The organism is Agrobacterium sp. SORGH_AS 787, from assembly GCF_030819035.1.
Lineage (GTDB): Bacteria > Pseudomonadota > Alphaproteobacteria > Rhizobiales > Rhizobiaceae > Agrobacterium > Agrobacterium larrymoorei_B.
In genome coordinates this window covers 169869-192501 of record NZ_JAUTBG010000002.1, presented here as the reverse complement: position 1 = coordinate 192501, position 22633 = coordinate 169869, and the positions used below count along the sequence as shown (strand labels likewise).

General features: G+C 59.0%; 27 protein-coding genes. 7 read left to right on the top strand and 20 right to left on the bottom strand.

What is annotated here, in order from left to right; genetic code table 11:
* Positions 1-14: 14 nt before the first annotated feature.
* On the bottom strand, positions 15-1205 hold the full coding sequence (locus QE435_RS10350; protein WP_349041305.1) for an efflux RND transporter periplasmic adaptor subunit: 1191 nt from the start codon (positions 1203-1205) through the stop codon (positions 15-17).
* A 463-nt stretch (positions 1206-1668) separates the two neighbouring features.
* On the opposite strand from QE435_RS10350, the gene QE435_RS10345 reads away from it, so the two are divergent.
* Positions 1669-2073 (top strand): DUF2325 domain-containing protein, encoded by a 405-nt coding sequence (locus QE435_RS10345; RefSeq protein ID WP_306933978.1) that lies wholly within the window; start codon positions 1669-1671, stop codon positions 2071-2073.
* Between the two features lie 146 nt (positions 2074-2219).
* Here QE435_RS10345 and QE435_RS10340 read toward each other — a convergent pair whose 3' ends face one another.
* The 6 genes from QE435_RS10340 to QE435_RS10315 form a co-directional block, all read right to left on the bottom strand.
* Positions 2220-3548: a GH1 family beta-glucosidase gene (locus QE435_RS10340; protein WP_349041304.1), complete on the bottom strand. Its 1329-nt coding sequence runs from the start codon at positions 3546-3548 to the stop codon at positions 2220-2222.
* An 86-nt stretch (positions 3549-3634) separates the two neighbouring features.
* Positions 3635-5158 carry an ABC transporter substrate-binding protein gene (locus tag QE435_RS10335; protein ID WP_349041303.1) on the bottom strand — a complete coding sequence of 508 codons (1524 nt, stop codon included), beginning with the start codon at positions 5156-5158 and terminating at the stop codon, positions 3635-3637.
* A 218-nt stretch (positions 5159-5376) separates the two neighbouring features.
* Complete coding sequence (locus tag QE435_RS10330; protein ID WP_349041302.1) at positions 5377-6633, bottom strand: DUF2254 domain-containing protein; 1257 nt, start codon at positions 6631-6633, stop codon at positions 5377-5379.
* Between the two features lie 222 nt (positions 6634-6855).
* Positions 6856-7224: a DUF423 domain-containing protein gene (locus QE435_RS10325; protein WP_349041301.1), complete on the bottom strand. Its 369-nt coding sequence runs from the start codon at positions 7222-7224 to the stop codon at positions 6856-6858.
* A complete protein-coding gene (locus QE435_RS10320; protein WP_309771584.1) occupies positions 7221-7622 on the bottom strand; it encodes a group II truncated hemoglobin in 402 nt (133 codons plus the stop codon). The genes QE435_RS10325 and QE435_RS10320 overlap by 4 nt, the downstream gene beginning before the upstream one ends.
* A gap of 113 nt (positions 7623-7735) precedes the next feature.
* Positions 7736-9151 (bottom strand): phosphomannomutase, encoded by a 1416-nt coding sequence (locus tag QE435_RS10315; RefSeq protein ID WP_349041300.1) that lies wholly within the window; start codon positions 9149-9151, stop codon positions 7736-7738.
* A gap of 246 nt (positions 9152-9397) precedes the next feature.
* Between QE435_RS10315 and QE435_RS10310 the strand changes: the two genes are divergently transcribed.
* Positions 9398-9607: a hypothetical protein gene (locus tag QE435_RS10310; protein ID WP_306934877.1), complete on the top strand. Its 210-nt coding sequence runs from the start codon at positions 9398-9400 to the stop codon at positions 9605-9607.
* Here QE435_RS10310 and QE435_RS10305 read toward each other — a convergent pair.
* The 3 genes from QE435_RS10305 to QE435_RS10295 are packed head-to-tail and all read right to left on the bottom strand — an operon-like array spanning position 9580 to position 11955.
* The gene (locus tag QE435_RS10305; RefSeq protein ID WP_349041299.1) at positions 9580-10137 is read right to left on the bottom strand and encodes a hypothetical protein; all 558 of its coding nucleotides are present in this window, start codon (positions 10135-10137) and stop codon (positions 9580-9582) included. The genes QE435_RS10310 and QE435_RS10305 overlap by 28 nt on opposite strands.
* Positions 10134-11165: a cyclopropane-fatty-acyl-phospholipid synthase family protein gene (locus QE435_RS10300; RefSeq protein WP_349041298.1), complete on the bottom strand. Its 1032-nt coding sequence runs from the start codon at positions 11163-11165 to the stop codon at positions 10134-10136. Before QE435_RS10300 ends, QE435_RS10305 begins: the two co-directional genes overlap by 4 nt.
* Before the next feature lies 1 nt (position 11166).
* A complete protein-coding gene (locus QE435_RS10295; protein ID WP_349041297.1) occupies positions 11167-11955 on the bottom strand; it encodes a DUF1295 domain-containing protein in 789 nt (262 codons plus the stop codon).
* 180 nt (positions 11956-12135) lie between these two features.
* On the opposite strand from QE435_RS10295, the gene QE435_RS10290 reads away from it, so the two are divergent.
* The 5 genes from QE435_RS10290 to arsK all read left to right on the top strand — a co-directional run bounded on the left by QE435_RS10290 (position 12136) and on the right by arsK (position 15722).
* Positions 12136-12507 carry a DUF2147 domain-containing protein gene (locus QE435_RS10290; RefSeq protein ID WP_349041296.1) on the top strand — a complete coding sequence of 124 codons (372 nt, stop codon included), beginning with the start codon at positions 12136-12138 and terminating at the stop codon, positions 12505-12507.
* Positions 12508-12577: 70 nt separating this feature from the next.
* Positions 12578-12994, top strand: coding sequence for a DUF2177 family protein (locus tag QE435_RS10285; RefSeq protein ID WP_306933957.1), 417 nt, complete (start codon positions 12578-12580; stop codon positions 12992-12994).
* 77 nt (positions 12995-13071) lie between these two features.
* Complete coding sequence (locus QE435_RS10280) at positions 13072-14064, top strand: alpha/beta hydrolase (protein ID WP_349041295.1); 993 nt, start codon at positions 13072-13074, stop codon at positions 14062-14064.
* A 112-nt stretch (positions 14065-14176) separates the two neighbouring features.
* The gene (locus QE435_RS10275) at positions 14177-14536 is read left to right on the top strand and encodes a metalloregulator ArsR/SmtB family transcription factor (RefSeq protein ID WP_349041294.1); all 360 of its coding nucleotides are present in this window, start codon (positions 14177-14179) and stop codon (positions 14534-14536) included.
* A complete protein-coding gene (gene arsK / locus QE435_RS10270) occupies positions 14529-15722 on the top strand; it encodes an arsenite efflux MFS transporter ArsK (protein WP_349041293.1) in 1194 nt (397 codons plus the stop codon). Before QE435_RS10275 ends, arsK begins: the two co-directional genes overlap by 8 nt.
* A gap of 115 nt (positions 15723-15837) precedes the next feature.
* Here arsK and arsC read toward each other — a convergent pair whose 3' ends face one another.
* The 10 genes from arsC to QE435_RS10220 form a co-directional block, all read right to left on the bottom strand.
* On the bottom strand, positions 15838-16260 hold the full coding sequence (gene arsC, locus QE435_RS10265) for an arsenate reductase (glutaredoxin) (RefSeq protein WP_349041292.1): 423 nt from the start codon (positions 16258-16260) through the stop codon (positions 15838-15840).
* 33 nt (positions 16261-16293) lie between these two features.
* Positions 16294-17136 carry an acyl-CoA thioester hydrolase/BAAT C-terminal domain-containing protein gene (locus QE435_RS10260; protein ID WP_349041291.1) on the bottom strand — a complete coding sequence of 281 codons (843 nt, stop codon included), beginning with the start codon at positions 17134-17136 and terminating at the stop codon, positions 16294-16296.
* Between the two features lie 142 nt (positions 17137-17278).
* Positions 17279-18256: an HWE histidine kinase domain-containing protein gene (locus tag QE435_RS10255; protein WP_349041290.1), complete on the bottom strand. Its 978-nt coding sequence runs from the start codon at positions 18254-18256 to the stop codon at positions 17279-17281.
* Positions 18257-18487: 231 nt separating this feature from the next.
* Positions 18488-18934, bottom strand: a complete 447-nt coding sequence (locus tag QE435_RS10250; RefSeq protein ID WP_349041289.1) for a YeeE/YedE family protein — start codon at positions 18932-18934, stop codon at positions 18488-18490.
* Complete coding sequence (locus QE435_RS10245; protein ID WP_349041288.1) at positions 18931-19341, bottom strand: YeeE/YedE family protein; 411 nt, start codon at positions 19339-19341, stop codon at positions 18931-18933. The genes QE435_RS10250 and QE435_RS10245 overlap by 4 nt, the downstream gene beginning before the upstream one ends.
* Positions 19338-19670 (bottom strand): sulfite-sensing transcriptional repressor BigR, encoded by a 333-nt coding sequence (gene bigR, locus QE435_RS10240; RefSeq protein ID WP_349041287.1) that lies wholly within the window; start codon positions 19668-19670, stop codon positions 19338-19340. Before bigR ends, QE435_RS10245 begins: the two co-directional genes overlap by 4 nt.
* Positions 19667-20965, bottom strand: a complete 1299-nt coding sequence (gene blh / locus QE435_RS10235) for a bifunctional sulfur transferase/dioxygenase Blh (protein ID WP_349041286.1) — start codon at positions 20963-20965, stop codon at positions 19667-19669. The genes bigR and blh overlap by 4 nt, the downstream gene beginning before the upstream one ends.
* Positions 20966-21215: 250 nt before the next feature.
* Positions 21216-21482: a hypothetical protein gene (locus tag QE435_RS10230; protein ID WP_349041285.1), complete on the bottom strand. Its 267-nt coding sequence runs from the start codon at positions 21480-21482 to the stop codon at positions 21216-21218.
* A gap of 106 nt (positions 21483-21588) precedes the next feature.
* Complete coding sequence (locus tag QE435_RS10225; RefSeq protein ID WP_349041284.1) at positions 21589-21903, bottom strand: hypothetical protein; 315 nt, start codon at positions 21901-21903, stop codon at positions 21589-21591.
* A gap of 453 nt (positions 21904-22356) precedes the next feature.
* Positions 22357-22632, bottom strand: a complete 276-nt coding sequence (locus QE435_RS10220; protein ID WP_349041283.1) for a hypothetical protein — start codon at positions 22630-22632, stop codon at positions 22357-22359.
* Between the last annotated feature and the right edge of the window lies 1 nt (position 22633).

The following is a 22633-nucleotide window of genomic DNA, read 5'->3' as shown; positions in this document are numbered from 1 at the left end:
GCTGTGCCTTCGCTTTAGTTCGAGGCCGCGGCGGCTGCCGGAACCGGGTTGATCTTGTCACCGTCGCGGACGAAAGCGCCTGCCTTCTCCACGACCTTGTCGCCGAGCGACAGGCCCTGTTTGATTTCCACGAAGCCGGAATCCTGAATGCCGGTCTCGATCTTCACCTGCCTGATGACGCCGTTGTCGACTTTGCGCGAGGTGGAGCCCTCGCGCCCGGAGGTGACAGCCGACAAGGGCAGGGCGAGCGCATTGGCGGATGCAACGACGATCTCGGCATTGGCGTACATGCCAGCGCGCGCCGGGCTGCCCGCTGGAAGCACGATGTGGACCGCACCAAGGCGCGTGGTTGGATCGACCGTAGGCGAGACGATACGCACGGTGCCCTCGATCTTCTGGCCGCCACCGGCCACCGTCAGGCGCGCCTTCTGGCCGACCTCGACCTTTTGAATATCCGTCTCCGACAGGTCGGCGACGAGTTCGATCGCGCCGTCCTTGATGACGGTAAAGAGGGGATTGCCCGAACCGCTGGCAATGGCGCCGATGCGGGCGTTCTTGGCGGAAATGACGCCAGCAACAGGCGTCTTGACGCCGGTGCGGGCAAGTTTCAGATCGATATCTTCGATCTGCGCATCCACCACCTTGATGTCGGCTTCACCGACGGTGACGGTCTGCTTGGCGGCCTCAACACGCGCCTTTGCGACATCTGCGGCGGCGGCCGTCTGTTCGACTTGGGAGACGGAGCCGGAGCCGGACTGGCCAAGGCGAGCGGCGCGATCCTTCTGGCGCACGGCGTCATCCAGATTGGCCTGGGCTTCGATCACCTGCGCCTTGCTCTGCGCAACGGCGGCTTGGGCTTTCGCCTTGTTGGCCTCCAGCTGGCTCTTCTGCAAAAGCAGGCTGTCGCGGGAAAGCTCGGCGAGAACCGCACCCGCCTCGACCTTGTCGCCGACATCGACATTAAGCTTGTCGACAGCAAGGCCCTCGACCTGCGGCTGCACATAAATCTCATCCACAGGGCGAATGGTGCCGGTGGCAATGACGCGGTCCACGAGATCACGCTTTGCCACCTCCGTCACAACGATGGCGGGCAAATTGTTGCGGCTTGCCTGCGCAGGCTCACCCTCCGCCCAGGCGACCGTTGGAAGAGCCGGGCCGAGAAGAAGAAAGGCAGTAAAACCTGCAATCGGTGCGATGCGCTGCATATATGTGTCCGTCCCAAGTGGGTCGCGCGATAGTCATACGCCGTTGGCGGCGCCGGTTATCTTAGGCGACAAGTCCATGCGATAGTCGTTAGACTCTTCTACGATATTAGCCTCCATCCGGTTTTAGCCAACCGCGATGTCGACGATATTGCGCGCCAGCGTGTCCAGTCCCCCTGACGCAAGCTCTGTAAAGCTCTGCTGGAAGGAATGTAAATGCGGTATCGTTCGTTTTCAATCCGTCTAACAGGCGGCCCCGCTATACATTTATGAATAACAGCGGCGCGGAATGATGGATCGTTCGAGGGCTGAAATCGCCGACTGCGAAGCGTTTTTCTCTGGAAAAACGTCTTCGTGAGGAAAACATGACGCTAATCATCAACTTTATTCTTTACTCTAAAACTCATCTTTAATATCGTGCGCTCCAACGACCGGCAGAGGGCCGGGGTCAATGGCAAGGTGAGGCATGGCGCGGAAAGAGAAAAAGAAGGCAGTTCGGGGCAAGCAGGATGACCGCTCTCAATCGCCAGACACGTCCGTCCAGCAACAGGCACCCGCCGGTCCGAAAAGCTTTCTCTATGTCGGCGGGCGCGATTGCCAGGTGGCGCATCTGCGCCAGATCGCCAGCAACTTCGATGCCGAGTTGATCCACCATGATGGGGGCCTGCGCGAAGCCGTGTCCCGCATCGACACGCTGCTGCCTTCGGTCGATTGCGTCTTCTGCCCTATCGACTGTATCAGCCATGACGCGTGCCTTCGCGTCAAATCCGGCTGCAAGAAGTTCGGCAAGACGTTTATCCCCTTGAGGAATGGCAGCAAGTCCAGCCTTGAACGCGCGCTGCAAACGATGAACGAGCGCGGTGCGAATTAAGAGATGATGCGGCCCCGGATGACGTCTGCGGGTACCTCCACTATCGATAAGTCGTTGAAATCGTGGATCCTCGGGTCAAGCCCGAGGATGACGCAGGAGAGGTCTGAGGCTTATTGTGCCTACCTCCATGTGGCGAAACATAGTTTCTACAACGCGTTCTTCCGGATCACATCGCTCAGCCAGTGATAGGACGCCTTCGGAATACGCTGAAGTGTCGGATAGTCCACATAGACCAGGCCGAAGCGTTTCGAATAACCGCGACCCCATTCGAAATTGTCCATCAACGACCAGGCGAAATAGCCTTTGATATCGTGGCCTTCTTCCAGCGCGTCGAGAAGAACGTTCAGGTAGCCTTCGAAATAGGCGATACGATCCTTGTCGATGACCTTGCGATCCGGGCCAAGCGCGTCGGGATAGGATGCGCCGTTTTCGGTGATGTAGATGGTCGGCTTGTTGTAGCGCTCGCTGGTATCGCGGATCTGCTCGAGGAAGGCTTGCGGATCGACAACCCAGTTGACATCGGTGAGCGGACCCATGCCGGTGGGTGGGGCGGTCTCGGCGACGCCGAAGGTGGTGTTCTTGTTGGGGCCGACGAAGACGGGATTGTAGTGGTTGAGGCCGAAGAAATCCATCTTCTGGCTGATATCGGCCATATCGTCGCCAAGGATCAGCGGCTCCATTTCCTTGGCGATCGGCTCTGGATAGGTGCCGAGCCAGAGCGGATCGACGGTTACGCGGCGCCACAGGCAGTCGCCCAGAATGCGGGCTTCCTCGTGAGCGGCATCGTCATAATGCGGACGCACCGGACCAAGCGAGACGATGTTGCCGACCTCTGCCCTGGGCGCTTCTGCGCGAACCGCCCTGACCGAATAACCGTGGGCGAGGTTCAGCATGTGAATGGCCTTCAGGCTGTCCTCATAGGACTGCTTGCCTGGCGCGTGACGGCCGACATTATAGGCGACCCAGGGAATGACGTTTGGTTCGTTGATTGGGGCAAAGCGTTTGACTCGGTCGCCAAAATGGCGGGCAATCGTCGCGGCGTAGTCGGCGAAAATCTTCGGCGTTTCGCGTGAGCGCCAGCCGCCCTTTTCTTCCACCGCTACGGGCATGTCCCAGTGGTGCAGGCAAATCCACGGTTCGATGCCTTCATGCAAGAGAAGGTCGATGACGCGGTCGTAGAAATCGAGACCGCGCTGGTTCACCTGACCGGAGCCTTGCGGAAAGATCCGCGGCCATGCGGTCGACAGGCGATAGGCGCCCACGCCGAGACCGCTCATCAGGCCGATATCTTCCGGATAGCGGTGGTAATGGTCGCAGGCGATGTCGGCGGTCTCGCCATTGGTGGTGCGGCCCGGCGTGTGGGCATAGACATCCCAGACACTCTGGCCGCGGCCATCCTTGTTGACGGCGCCTTCGGTCTGGAAGGCGGAGGCGGCGACGCCCCAGAGAAAGTCCTTGGGAAAAGAACGCGTCATGACAGATGCTCGTTATCGATGAAGGGTGCTGTGAGGATGCCCCGCGGATCAGCGCGGGGCACCCATGGGGTCACGATCCGGGAGGATCACTTGCTGGTGCTGACATTCCAGAAGTAGGGCCATGGCGAAGGCTTGAAGTCTTTCAAGGTTTTCTTTTTCGCGCTCAGCGCATTGAAATCGCCCACCTTGTAGACCGGCGCGTCTTCGTAGAAGACCTTCTGGATTTCGGCGAAGAGGACCTTGCGCTTTTCCGGGTCGGATTCTGCAATGAAGGGTGCGACCGCTGCGGCCTTTTCTGGTGTCGACCACCAGCCAGGATAGCTGTCGGACATCCAGCCGTTGAGGACCGGCTCCGGCGGGAACGGGCCGTGCGTGATGAAGATGTCCCATAGTTTCGGATCAGCGCGACGGGTGGTCAGTGTTGCCCAATCGAAGACGCCGAGTTCGACCTTGAAGCCCGCGGCCTTCAGATATTCGGCAGCGACCTGCGCCATCTTGTAATGGAATTCATATTGGCGGCTGGTCAGGATGCGGATCGGCTTTTCGCCGTCGTATCCGGCCTTCTTGGCCATGGCCGCTGCAGCTTCGGGATTGCCGTCGCCGTAGCGCGCGATACCTTCTTCAGTGTGCCAGATATAGCCCTTCGGATAGAGCGCGCCATCGACGGCGAAGAATTCCGGATTGCCGAATGCAGCAAGCAGCATGTCTTCGGGGTTCAAGGCTTCCTGGATGGCGTGGCGCATCTCCTTGTTCGCCAACACACCTTCCTTGGTATTCATGACGAGAACCGGCGCACCATAGGGCTTCAATACCACTGGTTCCGATGCGGTCGACGCCTTCAGGCGATCGAAGGTTTCAGGTGCAAGCGAGTCGGCGTAATCGAACTGACCGGAAACTGCGCCCTCAAGGCGGGTATTGGCATCGGGTACGGGCACGAAGCGGATTTCATCGAGGATGGCCTTGCGGGCGCCGCCAAAGCCGTTCGGCGCTTCAGAAAGCGATTGGTAGCCATCGAAACGGACGAGCTGGATATATTGGTCGGCCTTGCGCTCTTTCAGCATGTAGGGACCGGTACCGATGATCTTCGTCAGCGGGTCTTCGGCAAGGTTTGCCTTCGGCATGATGACGGCGGCGGAGTTGTTGAAGGCCAGCAGCGACAGCAGCGGCGCATAAGGCTTGTTCAGCACGATCTGGATGGCATCGTCGCCCTTGGCTGTGATGGCGCTGATATAGGGAGCGACCTGCTTTCCGCGCGATGCGATCTTGGTCCAGCGCTCCAGCGAGGCGACGACATCGGCGGATGTCATGGTGGAGCCGTCGTGAAACTTGATGCCCTTGCGCAAGGTGATGTCATAGGTCTTGCCGTCGGCGGATACGGTTGGCATCGCTGCGGCCAGAAGTGGAATGGGCGTCCACTCAGCATCGAATGTGAAAAGAGTCTCGAAAACATGCTGGGTGATCATACCGACCACGTCGGCCGTCGAGGCCATCGGGTCGAGCGTCGGCGGCTCGCCGATGGTGGCCACGTCGATGACGCCGCTGGCAAAAGACGGAGTAGAGATGGCAGGCAATAACAGCAAGGAGGCTGCAAGCAAAGTGCGTTTAAGCATGACGTTCCCTCTTATTAATCCGTAGTAATGGAATATGAGTTCTTATTGCGTCATACTGTAGCGGGATGAGAGGCGTTGTCAAATGCGTTTGCGCGCAAAAAATCGCATGGGGCGGAGTTGGCTGGATCTCATGAAGATCGACGCGAGGCGACACGTGTCTGATGGCGATCACGCGACGAAACCTTATCCTTACCGTAGAAGCCGATCGCTGCCCGGTCCTACGCGGCACCAAACAGGCCAGCGGTGCGCCGAAGCTTGTCCAGGTCCTCTTCAATCATGGATGTTGCTTCGGCACGCTTGATTGCGCTTTTTGAATGTTGAGCCGCAATGCGTTTGAACTCGGGGTGACGGAAACCGGATAGGGTGATGAACGCCTTCTGCAATCGAATACCCACCTCGAGAATAGCAGCGCCATCTCGGGCCAGCGGAATGAAGAGATCATCGAAGAAATCTTCGAGCCTGATGGGTGCGACATGCAGCCTCGGATATTGCACATCGCTTTCATCGGAATGTTCATCCCAGACGGTCAGCACACGGATGTATCTGGATATCAGGTCGATGGCAGTGCCGGAATCGTTGATGGCCTGCGACAATGACCTGGACGCGATTTCGGCCAGAACCGCGGCACCGAAACGGGGATCCTGATCGAAGGAGCGGACATCCCCGATCGTAAACGCCGATGCTATCCGCTTTTGCACCTCTTCATCGACATCGCCAACGATCCAGGCGAGGGGGATGTTCGGGGCAACCAGCTTGCCGGCTATCGCCACCACTGCGATGTCCACGTCGAACTCTTCCGAAATTTGCCCCAGCACGCCTCCATCCACATGCTGGACGTAGCCGACCTTTGACTGGTGCACAGGCGTGTTCGACGCACTCAGCCTCGGATCGTTCTCCTCCAGCCTTTTTCCACCCAGGTACGGGCTTTTCATCCAAGACCGAAGGGCTTCTATGGTCGCCTTTTCAACGCGCTCCGTCGTTTCCGTAACACGCCCGAGGCGTGACAGATGATCGATCCACCGAAGCAGGGTGACGATGATGAGAATGATGACGCCGATCGTGACCACGAAAAGGATGACGCGGCCTTGGTCTCCATAGGCTCCGGTCGCGAGCGCGATAATGCCGACGAGGCTGAAGAGGAACGAGCCGACGAAGGTGGCCAGGACGTTTTGTGTCGTGCTGTCTTCCATCACGAGCTTGGTGGCCCGCGGCGTGACATTGTTGGTTGCGGCCGAGTAGGCGGCGACCATCGTGCTCAATGAGAAAGTGGTGACCGTCAGCATGCTCGAAGCGATGATGCCGAGGATCTTATCGACAGCCTCGGCTCCGATCTTCGCCGGAAGGTCTGCTGGAATGTAAGAGGAGAAGGCGACGGCGAGAAGTGCGGTCACCACCCCTCCAACCGAGAACAGTGTGGCTCTGAACCATATTCGCCGCACGATCTGGTTGAGCCACCACTGCCATTTCGATGTCATATAACCCCCGCTTCATTGCAAGCCGATCGTCCATAATCGCTGACGATACGGCCTCACCGATATTCTTCGCCAGAGCGATAACGGTGTCACGCCAATGGCGTTCCGTACTTCGCGCTTACGGTCACGCCGCGCTGGACGGGTGAGACGGGTTTTACTGTGGATCAGATAAAATTGGCGTGTCGGCGGACATGGTCGCTAAAGCATTGATTTTGGAGCGCAGTATCAGTCTCTCGCAGATGGAAAAAAAGCCGAGGCTGCCAGCGTCAGCCAGCCAAAGATCATACCGAGACCGCCCGCGGGGGCGGCCATGGGAAAGAGGCTTTCGCCGGTGAAATGCTTGGAGACGAGATCGCCGGCAAAAAGCGCGGTTCCAAGGCCCAGCAGAAGGGCCGAGGGTAGGGCGGTCTTGATGCGCGCCCAACCGAGATGAAGACCGAGAAGGACCGGCGCATGGGCAAGACACATGGCAGAGGCGTTACCGAGCATCAAGGTAGCACCCGTATGGGTGGCCGCGGCAGCGAGTGCGACGCCGGATGCGCCCAGCACGCTGCTGAGAAACAGTGTTCCGGCTTTCAAGATCCTCTGGTTCATGACTGAGCCTCGTCCTGATTTTGCATGTGAAAGGCCAGTTTTTCCACCGGAGCCCAAATGATCTCGCGCAGCTTCGGGTTTTCGATCGTCTCGTCCATGGCGCGGCGGAAGCAGAGCAGCCACTCATCGCGTTCCTTGGCGCCGATCGGTGCGACGAAGTGGCGGCGGCGGAGCATGGGGTGGCCGTATTTCTCCACATAGACCGGTGGCCCGCCGAGATAGCCGGTGAGATAATCGTAGAACTTGCTTTCGCTGCGGGAAAGATCGGCCGGATGGATGGCGCGGCAATTGGCGGCTTCCGGCAGCGTGTCCATCAATTGATAGAAGCGGCGCGTGAGCGCCCGCACGGTGGCGTCCCCACCGATGGCTTCATAGAGAGTGATCGTATCGTCTGCCACGCCTGAGCCGTCTCCGTTCGCTTCGCTTTTGGCGCGTCCTCAAGGAAAGTGCAAATGGAAAGGCCGGGATGCGGCAATTTGTGCTGCCGCATCCTGATGATCGTCAGATACGATCAGCCGAAATTGCGGATCAGGTCGAGGCCCTGATTCAGCAGCGCATTGGCCTCGTCTTCATTGGCGGCTTCTACATAGCAGCGCATTTCCGGGGCATTGCCGGAGGGGCGGAAGTGGATGGTGTTGCCGTTGGTGAGTGCCACCCGCAGGCCGTCGATATCGCTTGTGGACTGGACCGCGCCGACTGGCTCGAGGAACGCTTCGAGATTGCTGCGCGAGGCACGCAGATGCTCCATCAGAGCCGAGCTCTTCTCCTGGGCGAAATCCTGCAGGCGGTCGGCGGCTGCGACAGGCAGCGAGTAGGCGGCGGCAACCTCGGAGAGCGTTTTTCCTTCGCTTGCCTTCAGTTGCAGCGTCGCGAGGATCGGCAGGAAGCAGTCGCGGGTGGGAAGCGGCGCGATCTGCTTGCCATGCAGGGTAAAGGGCGTTGCCGTCAGGAAGCCGCCATTGGCCTCGAAGCCGACCACGTGATCGCTGCCTTCCGACAGTGCATCGGCCATGCCGGCGATGACGAAGGGCGAGCCCACCTTTGTGCGCACCACCTTGAACTTACCCGCCGCCTCGATGCCGGAATTGGATGTAACGGGTGTGACGACGACGCTCGCCTTGAGGAAGTTCGAGGTGATGAGACCGATGAGATCGCCACGCAGCGGCGTGCCGGTTTCATCGGCAAGCAAAGGCCGGTCGCCATCGCCATCGGCAGACACGATTGCATCGAGGCCATGCTCCGGCGCCCAGGCTTTCAGCTTCTCCAGCGTCTCGGGCGAGACGGCTTCGGTATCGACGGGGATGAAGCTTTCCGAGCGGCCGAGTGCCACGACTTCGGCGCCGTAATGCGCCAGCACGTCGACAAAGAGATCGCGCGCCACGGTGCTGTGCTGATAGACGCCGATCTTCAGGCCTTTCAGCGCATTGTTACGCAGCAGACCGATATTGCGCTCGTAAAAGAGTTCGGTGGCCTGCGCTCCGCGGTCTTCGGCCGTGCCTTCTTCAACTGTCAGCGCGTCCTGCTTCAGGCTTGCGGCCAGATCGGCAATCGCGGTCTCGTCCTGCTTGTCGATTTCGCCATCCGGGCGGTAGAACTTGATGCCGTTGCGGTCTGCGGGAATGTGAGAGCCGGTGATCATCAGCGCCGCTGCCTTGAGAGACAGGCCATAGAGCGCGAGAGCCGGGGTAGGAAGTGCGCCGCAATCGAGCGGTCTGAGGCCGGCAGCCTTCAGCGCGCCGATGCAGCTTGCGGCAATCGCCGGGCTCGAATCGCGAAAATCCTGGCCGATGAGGATCGGGTCGCCTTGCTGGGCCAATCCGGAGTTTAGAAGATGATGGGCGAAGGCTGTGGCATAAAGGGCGGACGCCTTGCCCTTCAGATCTTCCGACAGGCCGCGCAGACCGCTCGTTCCAAACTTCAAACTCATCTCAAAAAAGCTCCTTGTTCCAAAATCGATTTGCAGCCCGAGAGGCGGGCTTACATGTTTTCTAACCCGGAACATGCGGCATTGATCCCGGTCTGTCATCAGGAAAGACGGTATTGCGTTAACGTCAAAGAGGTGTCGATCCCCTGCCAATGGCTGCATATGGTGGCTTTTGCAGGCCTTTTTGCTTACAGACTTTTTCTGGCACTGCTCCATATCGGCGTATTGCTTCCAAGGGATGACAAAGTGATGGACACTGTATCGATCGACAACCGCGGCGATTTTGGCCTGTGGGCCATTGAGCGCGCCAAGGAGATCATCGCCGTCGAGGCCTCGGCGCTGGCGATCGCCTCACGCGATGGCAAGGAAGAGGAGATCCGCGATGCGGCGAATGCGCTGGGTGCGGCCATCTCCGCAGCGCTTCTGGAGGTCTATGACGGGCTGGTGCCGGAGGAGTGATCCGCACCGCGAATGCCTGAGTAGCGCAGCGCGATGAAGGCGGTGAGGCAGGCAACCGCGAAGGCGTTGAGGTTGAGGAGCTTACTTAGATCTTCGGCGCTCCAGACATGCAACGCGTCGCCGATGAGGTAGCGTGTCGTCAGAAAGCCGACAAAGACGAAGCCCGTCAGGCCGATCTGCCAGAGCTTTTCGCCTGCCCGGAAAGACAGTGCCACCAGCATGATGCAGGCGGCGAAGAACAGCTCCGTGCCCGATCCCGTACCGAAGAGTTTGGTTTCGAACACCGTGTCGATGGTGCCGATGACCGGAAGCGCAATCCTTGCCGCGAGCGCCGAGCGCCTGGCGATGAAAGGGATGGCGAAAAAGAAGGGCATGGACAGCACGCTGAGCCATGCCGCCCCGACGCCATTGCCGACGACCCACCAGATCGTAGGCGGGTAGAAGGGTTTGTTGGCGACGATGACCCAGGCGACGGTGACGGTCGCTGCCGTCAACGCGTCCTGTGTCGCGCTTTCGCCCTTGCCGGTCATTTGCCGGCCGGTTTCAGCAGATAGTGGCCAACGCCCCAGACATCGCCCTTGTCATGACCGAACAGGCCTGCGGTGGCGAGAAAGAACAGTCTCCAGCGGCGGTGCCAGAGAGTGGCGTCCTTGCCGTAAACGCGCTGGAGGATCGGCGTGATCTTGTCCGACTCCCGGTCGAAATTGGCAAGCCAGTCCATGGCGGTGCGGCGGTAATGCGTGCCGGACCAGCGCCATTCGGCTTCCACCGCGTAAACATCCTGGAAGCGGTGGGGCAGGTCGTGCGCCGGCATGATGCCGCCGGTGAAGAAGTGATGCGCGATCCAATCGGCAGGGTCGTTCGGGTCGAAGCGGTAGGAGCGGTTCTTGTGGGTGAAGACGTGGATGAACAGCCTGCCATCCGCCTTCAGCCAGCCACTGGTGCGCTCAAACAGGGCGCGCCAGTTGGACATGTGCTCGAACATTTCCACCGAGACGATGCGGTCATAGGTGCCGGATGGGGAAAAGTCGTTCATATCCGCCGTGATGACGGTGAGATTGGAGAGGCCCTGGCGCTCTGCCTCACCGACGATATAGGTGCGCTGCGATGAGGAATTCGAGACCGAGGTAATACGGGCATTGGGAAACTGCCGCGCCAGATAAAGCGACAGCGAACCCCAGCCGCAGCCAAGCTCCAGAATGTCCATTCCATCATTGATATCGGCGTGCTTGACGGTTTCAGCCAGTGCCGCGGTTTCTGCATCGGCGAGCGTGCTGGAATCGCCCAGGTAATAGCAGCAGGAATATTTTCGCTGCGGCCCAAGCACCAGCGAGAAGAACTCGGCCGGCACTTCGTAATGCTGGCGGTTGGCTTCATCGGTGTGGGTTGCGACCGGGAAATCCGCCATGTCGCGGGCAAAGGCCGCTTCTGTGCTCTCCGGCACTTTCTCCAGCCGGCGCTTGGTGCGGTTGCAGAGAAAGTCGATGCCGGTCAGCGTCAGGCTGTCGGAAAGCGGTGCCTTTTCAGCTGCGTTGATGGCGAATGCCAACATGTTCATGTCATGCCTCCTCTTTGCGTGGACCGGGGAAAAATGCGTTGACGCGGCGCTGAAGTGCGCGGAATTTTTCGCCGCGCGAACGCAGCATGTGGTCTTCCAGCGGCGGAATGCCCGACGCATGGACGAGTAGCCAGTACATCAAGACAGGTGCCAGAAGCGCTGCCCAGGCAAAAGGTGAGGGGCCTGTCAGCGCCAGCAGCGGCCATGAGCACCAATAGAGCCACTCGAAGAAATAGTTGGGGTGACGGGAATAGCGCCAAAGGCCTTCTTCGCAGACTTCGGTCTTGGCTTCCGGCTTCTTGCGAAAGCGCGCCAGCTGCCGATCCGAAAGCGCTTCGCCTGCAATGGCCAAAAGACCGATGACGACGGCGATGAGATCCAGCGAGCGCGGAAAGGTGGCAGTGTTGAAAGCGGCCAGATAGATGGCAAGGACAAGGATGAACCCGGCAAGCGCCTGGATCTGCAGGAACAGGAAGAGACGTTTGGAGGCGTTATCGCCCCATTCCTCGACAAGCTTGGCGTAACGCGGATCTTCACCCCCGCCTTTTGTGCGAGAGCCGATATGGCTGCCAAGCCGGATGGACCAGACGGCCACGAGCAGGAAGGCTGCAAGCCTGCGCTCCGGCGTGCCATCGGCAATGATGATGGCGACGATCCCGCCAATGCCGACGGCAAAGGACCAGATCGTATCGATCCAGCCGCTGGCGCCGGTTCGGCGTTGCACAGCCCAGGCTGCCATCATGGCAAGCGACAGGCCAAGGGCAATCAGAAACAGGAAGAGGACATCCATAGGAAGGTTCTTTCCGTGATCAGCATGATAAGTCTGCCAAATCTACGGAGGATGAGGGGGCGCGGTTTCCTGGCAAAAGAAAAAAATTTCTCCGATGATTTCTTGTGATCCGAAATCATAGCCGGCGCGTTGTTGTCGTCATCACGTCGCGCAGACAGCCTATTGTTGGAGGATTTCCGCATGAAAACGGTTCTTAGACTGTCCATCCTCGCCCTTGCTTTGAGCGGCGGCAGTGCATTTGCAGATACGATCGAAGGGCAGTGGGCGCGCGGCGATGGCAATGCCAAGGTCCAGATCGCGCCATGCGGCTCCGATATCTGCGCGGTCAATACCTGGATCAAGCCGGGCACGCCGAAGGAAAAGACCGGCGACAAGCTGGTGATGAGCATCAAGCCGACATCCAACGGCGAATATTCCGGCACTGCTTTCGACCCGCAGCGCGACTTGACCTACAAGCTGACGGTCTCTGTGAAAGGCAACAGCATGACGACAAAGGGCTGCGTTCTCGCCGGCATTATCTGCAAGGGCGTCAACTGGACGCGCATCAAGTGATCCTAACGCAACGGGTGCGAAGGCGATAAGCCGTTTGCATCCAGACTTGCTCAAAACAGCGGGAATTTTCATGAAACGGTTCGTCATCGCCTATATCGCAACCATGGTCTTTTTCCTGGCCATCGATGCGGTATGGCTCAGCACCATGGCGGACCTGCTCTATCGCCCGCTTCTGGGTGATCTTCTGGCGCCGCAGTTCCGCCTTGTGCCCGCCATTCTCTTCTATCTTATCTATTGTGCGGCCTTGACCTTCTTTGCCGTTCTTCCCGGTCTGGACCAGCGCCGTTTGGTGGTGGCGCTGCGCAACGGCGCATTCTTCGGCTTTGCCGCCTATGGCACCTATGATCTCACCAACCAGGCGACGCTGGTGACCTGGCCGACCACACTTACCATTGCCGATCTCATCTGGGGATCGGTTCTTTCCGCGGCGACGGCGTTCTGTTCCTGCTGGCTGACTGGAAAGCTGAATGGACGTTCCGCCCATTAAGGACCCGGCCATTTCCGTCTTGCGTATCGAGATGGCCGGGTTCAAGACGCGATACTGTTTCTTTTCTCAGGACGATCATGCCCAACAGTTTTCTGCCGATGCTCGGAACGGTTCTCGCCATGAGCATGATGACGCCTGCGGTTGCTGCATCGGATAGCCCGAGCAAGGGCGAGGCAAGGGTGGATGTCGGCGGCTACAAGCTGAACAGCATCCTTCTGCCCGCCGGAAAGAAGGCCGATCTGCCGCCGATCGTCTTCATCCATGGCGCCAGTACCAGCCTTTACGATCCGCTCTATGCCTTCCGCGAGCCACTGGAAGGACGCGCCACCTTGCTCTTCGTCGACCGGCCCGGGCACGGTCTTTCCGATATCGGGCCGAAGGACAATATCCTGCCGGATGCACAGGCCGATGCAATAGCCCAAGTGATGAAGAAGCGCGGCATTCGCAAGGCGATCATCGTCGGCCATTCCTTCGGCGGCGCGATCACAGCGGCCTTCGCGCTGCGTCACAAGGACATGGTCGAAGGGCTCGTGTTTCTCTCTCCGGCGCTCTACCCATGGCCGGGCGGTATCAGTTGGTATTATGATGCGGCGCGCGCGCCCGTAACGGGACTGTTCTTCAGCACACTGATTGCCCCGCCTGCGGGACTGTTCGCCCTGAATGGGGCGGTGAAGGGTGTTTTCGCTCCGAACCCTATGCCGTCCGATTATGTCTCGAAGACCAAGGCTTACCGTGCGTTGCGCCCTGTTGCCTTTCGTCACAACGCCCAGGAAGTGGGCGCGCTGAACGGCTGGGCAAAAGACGCTTATCCAAATTACCGGCAGATCAAGACAAAGACGATCATCATCGCCGGAGACAAGGACAGTGTGGTTTCCACCGAGATCCACTCCAAGCATCTTGCCCGGGACGTGCCGGGGGCCGAACTCGTTATCGTCCACAATCTCGGTCACAAGTCGGATTATGTGGCGCGTGATCTTGCCGTCGCAGCGATCGAGAAAATCGCCGGAAAGCCCCGCAATCTGAAGTCGATCGCGAAGACGCTCGAAAGCAAGATTGCGAGCGATAAATAGCGAGCGCTTCCGAAGAAGAACGCGGCATTCAAAGATGCGATGCAGGAGCGAGCTTGCCGCTATCCTGATCCTGAGCTATGCACCAATCCAATAATTCAAGGATTGTTGAAGTATGGACGAGCGCCAGGCGCTTTCATCTTTTGCGGCACTGGCCCAGCAAACCCGGCTCGCTATTGTGCGCGCTCTGGTCGTTGCGGGTCGGGAAGGGCTGGCGGCGGGCAAGATTGCCGAACGGATGGGGGTTTCGGCCACCAATGTTTCCTTCCACCTGAAAGAGCTGGAACGGTCCGGACTGATCAGCCAGCAACGGGTCTCGCGCTCGATCGTCTATCGCGCCAGCTATGAGACGCTGGCCGAGCTCGTGACCTTCCTGATGGAAGACTGCTGCGCTGGCCATTCCGCAATCCGGGCGAACGTTGCGTCGTCCGAGGATCGTTATAACGCTGCTGAAAGAGTGAACGTCGTTGGATAAGTCTCGCATTCCGGCCTCTGTCGTTTCAGCACTCGGCCTGACGCAGATCGTGGGGTATGGCACGCTCTATTACAGCTTCAGTATCCTGGCTCCCGGCATGGCGCGGGATCTGGGGCTTTCGCTGGCGCAAGTCTTCGGGGTCTTCTCCGTCTCCCTTTTTATCGGCGGACTGTCGGCAATCTACATCGGCAGGCAGATGGACCGGCTGGGTGCTGCAACCATCATGGCGGCCGGTTCAGGACTGGCGGCGTTGATGCTGGTGCTGTGCGCTGCCGCACCTTCGGTCGCGACCTTCGCCATTGCCATCATCCTGCTCGAGGTCTCGTCCGGCATGGTGCAATACCAGGCGGCCTTCGCCACGCTGGTGGAGAGCGATGCCCATAGCGCGCCCCGCAGCATCACCTATCTGACGCTGATCGGCGGCTTCGCCTCGACGATCTTCTGGCCGATCTCCAGCGCGCTTGCCAGCCATCTTTCCTGGCGTGAAATCTATCTCGTCTTTGCCGCGCTCAACCTTCTTATCTGCATGCCGCTGCATGTCTGGATCAGGAGCCTCAGCAAGACGGCGCGTGGTTTACCCGTTCGCCCGAGAACGACTGTCGTGGGTGCGGTGCCGCCGCATATGCGCCAGCGGACCATGCTCATCGTCTCTGTCGCCTTCGCGCTTTTGGGATTTACGCTTTCCGCCATGCTGGTGCATATGGTGCCCTTGCTGGGATCGATCGGGCTGGGTGCCGCCGCCGTCGTGATCGGTTCTCTTTTCGGCCCGGCGCAGGTTCTCAGCCGTCTGATCAACATGGTGTTTGGAAAGCGCCTGTTGCCGCCGGGCCTTGCCGTCTTGTCCGCGGTGCTGATCGTATCCGGCGTGGCGATGCTGCTGCTGAGCAGACATTGGCTGCCCGGTGCGGTGGCCTTTGCCATCTGTCTCGGGCTCGGTTCCGGCATCAACAGCATCGCCCAAGGGAGCCTGCCGCTTTATCTCGCCGGCTCGGAAGGATATGGCGCGATGACCGGCAAACTGACCGCGGCGCGGCTTGCGGTTGGCGCTGTCGCGCCATTTGCTTTTGCTGCGGCCATGGAGCATGTGGGCCTAAGCTTTGCCCTTGCGGCAAATGCCGGACTTGGCGCAATCAGCATTGCAGCCTTTATCCTCGTTGCGCGGTCATGCCGCGCTCAGGCGGCGTGAAGCGTGTTGCGCGAAAGCCCGCACCGGCTTTGCGATAACGACGACGTGGACAATGCAGGTCACAGAACTTCAGGCTTGACCGGATCAAGCTGCCGGCTTTGCAATACGGGAAGGCTCAGACGATGCGCCTTCCTGCCTGATCGAGAACCTTTTCTCCGTCTTCCTTGGTGAAGGCACCTTTGTGGCTATCAGGGAGAATATCGAGCACCACTTCCGACGGGCGGCACAGCCGCGTGCCGAGCGGCGTGCTGACGAAGGGCCGGTTGATGAGGATCGGCTCGCGCATCATCGCCTCCAGCAACTGATCATCACTGAGCGCTGGGTCATCCAGCCCAAGCTCCGTGTAAGGCGTACCCTTCTCCCGGATCGCCTCACGGACAGTCATTCCGGCATCGGCAATCATCGCCTTCAACTCTCGGAGTGACGGTGGAGTTTTGAGATATTCGATGACGGTGGGTTCGATGCCGGCGTTGCGGATCATGGCGAGTGTGTTGCGGGAGGTGCCGCAGGCGGGGTTGTGGTAGATGGTGGCTTGCATCTGAACTCCAAATTTAAGTCGCTTCGAATTCCGTTAAAGCAGCTTTTGTAGAGCTTGCCATGCCTCCAGACCAAGCATTCTATCCGCCTCATCGTTGCCGCCATGGGCGTGTAGTTTTGATCGTGGTGTCGTCTCGCCGGGAAAAAGAACGCGATGACCGGCCTCTTGATTGAAAATCAAAGTAGCGTGTTTTCCATGCGTCCGCCTCGATTCAAGGAGATGGCTAGCAAAAACATCAGACGGCCAGAGCGCATCATCACCACCCGCTACAAGGATAATGTCTGCAGATGAGGTTTCGATCGCAATTCGGGCGCGTTTTGAGGCTTCCGGATTGCTTGTGAGGCATCGCAAAAAGAAGGATCGGTAAGATACAAGACCGTCTCGGTATTCATTCGTCCAGCTGGTATCAGCCGGAACGAACTCGATTGGAGCGCCGCCGAACGACCACGACGAACGTTCAGGCCAGGCGATCCCATCGATGCCCGAGCCGATGTTTCCCCAGACCACAGAAGTTGGGCTGATGGCGACGACTGCATTAACTCGCTCGTCGACGATGGAGGTTAGCAAAGCGGCTTCAGCGCCTTTGGATGTTCCGATGAAGACTATCCGCCTGCATCCTCGGGAGATCATAAGGTCTGTTGCACGGACAAAGGTCTCGAGTTCTACTTCACATATTCCAGCAGGCTGGTTCTCTCCTCCGAACCACTGCAATGCGAGGGCGTTTGTGCCAGCTTCTGCAAATAATCTAGCCCGTCCTGTGTCGATTCTTCCGCTTGAACCGGCAAGTATGATGACGCCGGTTTCGCGATCACTCACTCCGCCAACAAATGTGCCTCTGACCTCGCCGGTCAGTTGCTCTATATCGTGACCGGTCATCCTTACCTCGGGTCAAGGATCCAACTAATCGGACAATACGCCGTTGAGACAAGAGATATCAATTGCCGAAGGCGGTTGATGCGGTTCGACCACTCGTTTGCTATGTGGCTTCGTGTTATCGGATTTACGCCAGCTTGACCCCTTAATTCTCAATCAAATTCGCAACCGGCGCAGCGAGCGAGAACACCAGTCCCTCCGTGTTGAAATCTATCTGGCTCGTGCCTCCCAGATAGGAAGAGAGCGCCTTGTCGATCATTCTTGATCCAAAGCCACGACGGGTCGGCTCAAAGACTTCGGGGCCGCCGGTTTCTTTCCAGGTGAGATCGAGGGTGGGGCGTTCGGCGTCGTCGTTGAGTTTCCAGGTAAGCGAGACAATGCCGGTGTCGTTGGAGAGCGCGCCGTATTTGAAGGCGTTGGTGGCGAGTTCGTGGAAGGCGAGGGTGAGGGCGAGTGAGCATTTCGCCGAAAGATCGATCTCGGGGCCGTCGATAAGAACGCGGCCTGCGCTGTGCTCGGCAACGACGGCTTCGGCCAGTGTGCGCAGTTGCGTCGGGTTGTGGTGGGCGTTGATGAGGATTTCGTGCCCGCGGCTGAGCGCGCCCAGGCGCGAGAGGAAGGTTGGTTTGGCAATCGCCATATCCGCATCGTCTTTCAACGTTTGCGAGGCGACGGCCTGTACGAGGGCGAGGATATTCTTGATGCGGTGCGCAAGCTCGTTGCGCAACAGGATCTGTTCATCCTCGAAGGCCTTCAAGGCGGTGATGTCTCTCGAAATGGAAAGGATGCTTTCAACGGTACCTCGCTCATCGAAAAGCGGAGAAACCTTCACATCCCAGTAACGCGGCGTGCCCTTTGCCGTATTGGCGAAGCCGGTGAAGCGGGCCGAGCGTCCAGCACGCGCTTCATCCAGCGCGGCGACCGCATCAGCATTACCCTGGCCCTGCCAGAAGTCCGGCCAGGGGCAGCCCTGGAACTGGGAGAAATTGTCCACCTCCATCACCCGCTGGCCGCCTTCGCTCATGAATTGCAGGGACCCGTCAAGTCCTATGACTTTGATGCAGTCGTCCGAAGCTGCGAGGGCCGCGGTGATAAAGCGAGAGCTATTGGGGCCATCCAGCACTGGAAATTACCTTGAGTAAAATGCGGGTCTGCAAGAAATACAGGTCAATTCAATACCATAACTATTTAAGGCGCAACAGAAGAAGAAGTTCCGATCAATACTTCGTTAATGACGTTACGTGAGTTCTGTCGGTCTGGGTCTTCAGCCGTAGGGATTGAGTCTGGTCAATTTGCGGGGGTGGCGCTGAGCCAGCGCTCAGTGGCCGTGCATTATGGATGGCACCCCGTGTGATCACAGACGCCTGTTCCACAGGCGATCATGAAGCATCATGCCAATGAGCATGGCGACGACAAAGAGAACGACCTGTGGCGCGCTGCCGGTGAGGGATGCCACGGAGAGGGACGCGATGGCGGGGCCTGGGCAAAAACCGCCGAGCCCCCAGCCCAGACCGAAGAGGGCCGAGCCGATGATGAGCGGCGCATCGATCTTCTGGTTTGCCGGCAGGTGAAACCTGTCGTCCAGCACGGGGTGCTCCATGCGCTTTGCTACCCGCACACCGATAAAGGCAATGAGGACGGCGCCGCCGAGGACGAAAGCGAGGCTCGGGTCCCAATGGCCGAAGACATCCAGAAAGGCTTGGACGCGGGCAGGGTTCAACATGCCGGAAAGTGACAGGCCGAGGCCGAAGATCAGGCCGGATGCGAGTGCTGCGGAGAACTGAGGGATCGAGCGGTTCATAATCCGACGCCCCGTAGGATTGCGACGGCGATAATGCCCGTTGCAAGAAACGTCGCGACCGCCGCCATGGAGCGGGGAGACAGCCGCGCGAGCCCCAGCACGCCGTGGCCGCTGGTGCAGCCGGAGCCCATGCGCGAGCCAAAGCCGACCAGCAACCCAGCGACGATGATGATGGGCCAGGGCGTGGTGATCTCGATTTGCGGCCAGCCAACGAAGAGAGAAAGATAGGCAATCGGCCCGAGCAGCAGGCCCAGCACGAAGGCGAGGTTGGTGGAAAGCCCGACGCCTTGGGCGAGGCGTCCGACAATGCCGCTGATGCCGGCAATGCGACCGTTGAGAAGAAGCAGCGTGACGGCAGAGGCACCGATCAACAGGCCGCCGGCGAGAGAGGCGAGATAGGGGCTCATGGTGCCTCCCTCACGCAGAAGATGTCATAGAGCGCGGCAACCAGTTGGGCGGCCTTCTCCTCCGTCAGCCGGTAGAAAATCTGCTTTCCCTCGCGCCTGGTATCGACGATGCCGGAGCCTCTCAGCACGGTGAGGTGCTGGGAGAGATGCGGCTGGTGCAGATCGAGCCGCCCCTCCAGATCCCCGACGGAGAATTCCCCCTCGACCAGGGTGCAGACAATCATCAGGCGCGCGGGGTGCGACAGGGTTTTCAACAGGTTGGCAACCTCTGCGGCGCGGTCTGCCATTTCGGCGGGCGAGAGCGCCAGGTCCTTCGGTAGAACGGTCATTCCCAAACCGCTCCCTGCAAGGCATCCAGCGGGAACTTGAGATAGCGTTTGCCGTTCGCTTCCGGTTCCGGCAGGCGGCCACCGCAAATATTCACCTGCAGCGCATGCAGCATGAGCTTCGGCATGGGGAGCGTCTTGTCGCGCTTGGTCCGAAGCGTAACGAAATCCTGCCTGCTGACGCCTGCAATATGCGGGTTGGATGCTTTTTGTTCAGCCACCGTGCTTTCCCATCGCGGGGGGCGGCCATTCGGCTGGTAGTCGTGGCCGGTGAAGAGCCGTATCTCATCCGGCAGGGCCAGAATATCTTGAATGGAGTGCCAGAGGGTATCCGCATCTCCGCCGGGAAAATCGGCGCGCGCTGTTCCGCCATCCGGCATGAACAGCGTATCGTGGATGAAGGCCGCGTCGCCGATGACATAGGTGATCGAGGCGAGCGTGTGTCCCGGAGAGAAGAGAATCCGCGCATCGAGCGAGCCGATCTTGAACGTCTCGCCATGGGCAAACAGGTGGTCCCATTGCGACCCGTCGGTCGCAAGGTCCGGCCAGTTGTAGATATTCTTCCACAGCGCCTGGACGTCCACGACGCGCTCACCGATTGCGGTGCGGGCACCTGTCTTATGTTTCAGATAGTGCGCGGCAGAGAAATGATCGGCATGCGGATGCGTGTCGAGAATCCATTCGACCGTGAGACCTTGGGCACGCACATAATCGAGGATCGCATCGGCATTGATGGTGGCTGTGGCGCCGGACGGCTCGTCGAAATCCAACACCGGATCGATGATGGCGCATTTGCCGGATTCAGGATCGGAGACCACATATTGAATGCTGGAGGTGCGGGCGTCGAAGAAGCCCTTCACCTGTGGCCGCCGGGAGGTGTGGCGGGCTAGCCAGGTCTCTGCGCCACTCGTATCGAAGCCATGCTCGCGACCGAAGGCAACGACATCGGCTGCTTTCATTCGCCCATCCAGAACTTCGCCGATCACGTAAAGGCTGAGCGAACGGGTGCCGCCTTTGCAATGGGCAAAAACCGGACCATCGGATTGGCGCATGGCATCCTGAAAGGCCCGCACATCCGCCTCGGTGATGGTGTTCATCGTCACCGGAATGTGGGCATAGGCCAGACCATTTTGGCCGGCTGCCTGCGCCTCAACCTTCGTGCCGGGCTGAGCCGTATCTTCACCATCCGGGCGATTGTTGATGAATGTCGTGAAGCCTTGAGCGCGAAGGGTCTCGATCTCTTCGATACTGGGTTGGGTAGAGACCGAGAGTTTGTCGGAGATTTTGGTGAGCGGCATGGCTGCCTCCATCCTCATTCATTATATATTATTTTATAATGTATAATGAGGTGCGGCACAAGAGCCCTGTCGTGTCCATCGTGTGGCTGTTCACGACAAAGACCGGTCCCACCTGCCTGAAGCTTTGGAAAGCGGGCAGAGCAACAGAGGTGCCGTAGAGCTCACCTCCATCGCTCCCGCCCATTGTCCTGAAGGCCTGCTCAGAAATCCGAGCGCCGCGTGTATAGAATGATCCGGATCATCGCCGCTTTTAGTACTTCGGAATTGATGATGGCTTTCGGTCGAACGTTTCCGTCGTGCCGTCCGGTCTGGTCAACGTCCAGGAACCACTGAGATTTTGCGAGAGCCGTCCCTCACTGTTGCCGTCGCGGGTGACGGAATATCCGCCTCCGAGATTCTGCTCGAGTTCGTAGGTGCTTCCATCTTTCTTGAAGCATCGCGAGGCGTTCATCCCGCACTCGGCGAAGGCGCTGTTTGCTGCAATCACCATGATGGAAGATAGGATAAGTCGCTTCATAGGTTCGATCCTTTCGCAATTGGCGTTCATTTGGAAGTGACAACGATTTGAACTGTGTTGGACTGTCGCCGCAGGATTCGCCCGGATGACGAGGCCATCCGAAATCTCATCGTATTTTTGAGCTGGCGTCGCTGCTTTCGCATCTCGCATATTCTGCCGCGTCGCTGGCAAAGTCCTTCGCCGCATCGGCGGCATCGGCTGCGTCCTCTGCATATTCCATCAGGGCGCGCATATAGGTCGCGACGTCGTTCTTGTAGGAGCGCATGTCATAGTCCGAACAATTGGAATAAAGCACGCAAGAGGGCTGCGAAATCTTGGAGGGCGCCCTGGGAATGCGGACATCGCTGGAAGGCTCGGAACAGGCCAGTGCCAGTGTGGGAGCGATCATGAAAACCGTACAAAGAAATGAGACGCGTCGCATGCTGGAGACCTCCGTTTGCGTGGCTGATAAGAATGCTGATGTCAGGGTCGAGGCGTCGCGCGGAGACGTGCGGTCTTCGTCGATCCATCGCACCGAACTCGGCATCGTTTTGGCCGATCATCATTAATGACTGCGGGTTAAATGCCTCGGTGGACAGATGACCTAAGCTTTCCGTCCTGCCATGTGCCGGTCGTCCTGTGTCGGGTCCGTCTAACTCTGAGAGTCTTTGCTAATCTCTTCATTTCGATCCCTTCTTTGCGGGTGTCGGTTACGACCGTTTTTGGCTGACTGGCCGCGATCGGTGCGAAGGTTTGCCTTAGCCTCAGCAGCCGCTATCCTGTTTGCGGAAGACCCCACCAGAGCGGTGGATCCTTCTTCCCAGCGATCACTTCGCACATGTGGGCAAGATGATCTTCGAAAGGCGATCTGCTTCGTTTATGGCCGCTTCCACCCTCAATCGCGAGATAGATGCCCGAAGACGAAATGGTTGCCGGTTTGGTTGCCGCATCTGTCGCATCGCAACTTCTGTTCCAACGGCTTCAACTGCTGCAATTTGCCAAACCGTCGCTCCAATTCCCACCGCTCCAGCATGCTCACCTCTCCGCATCCTCCGCATTTGCCGCTGATCGAATACCATTCCGGCAGGTCGGCAAATGTTGCGTCCTTGGTCTTCTGCCCTGCTATCTCATCATCCGCGCCCATCAGATCGATACCGCGACGGTGGCGCATG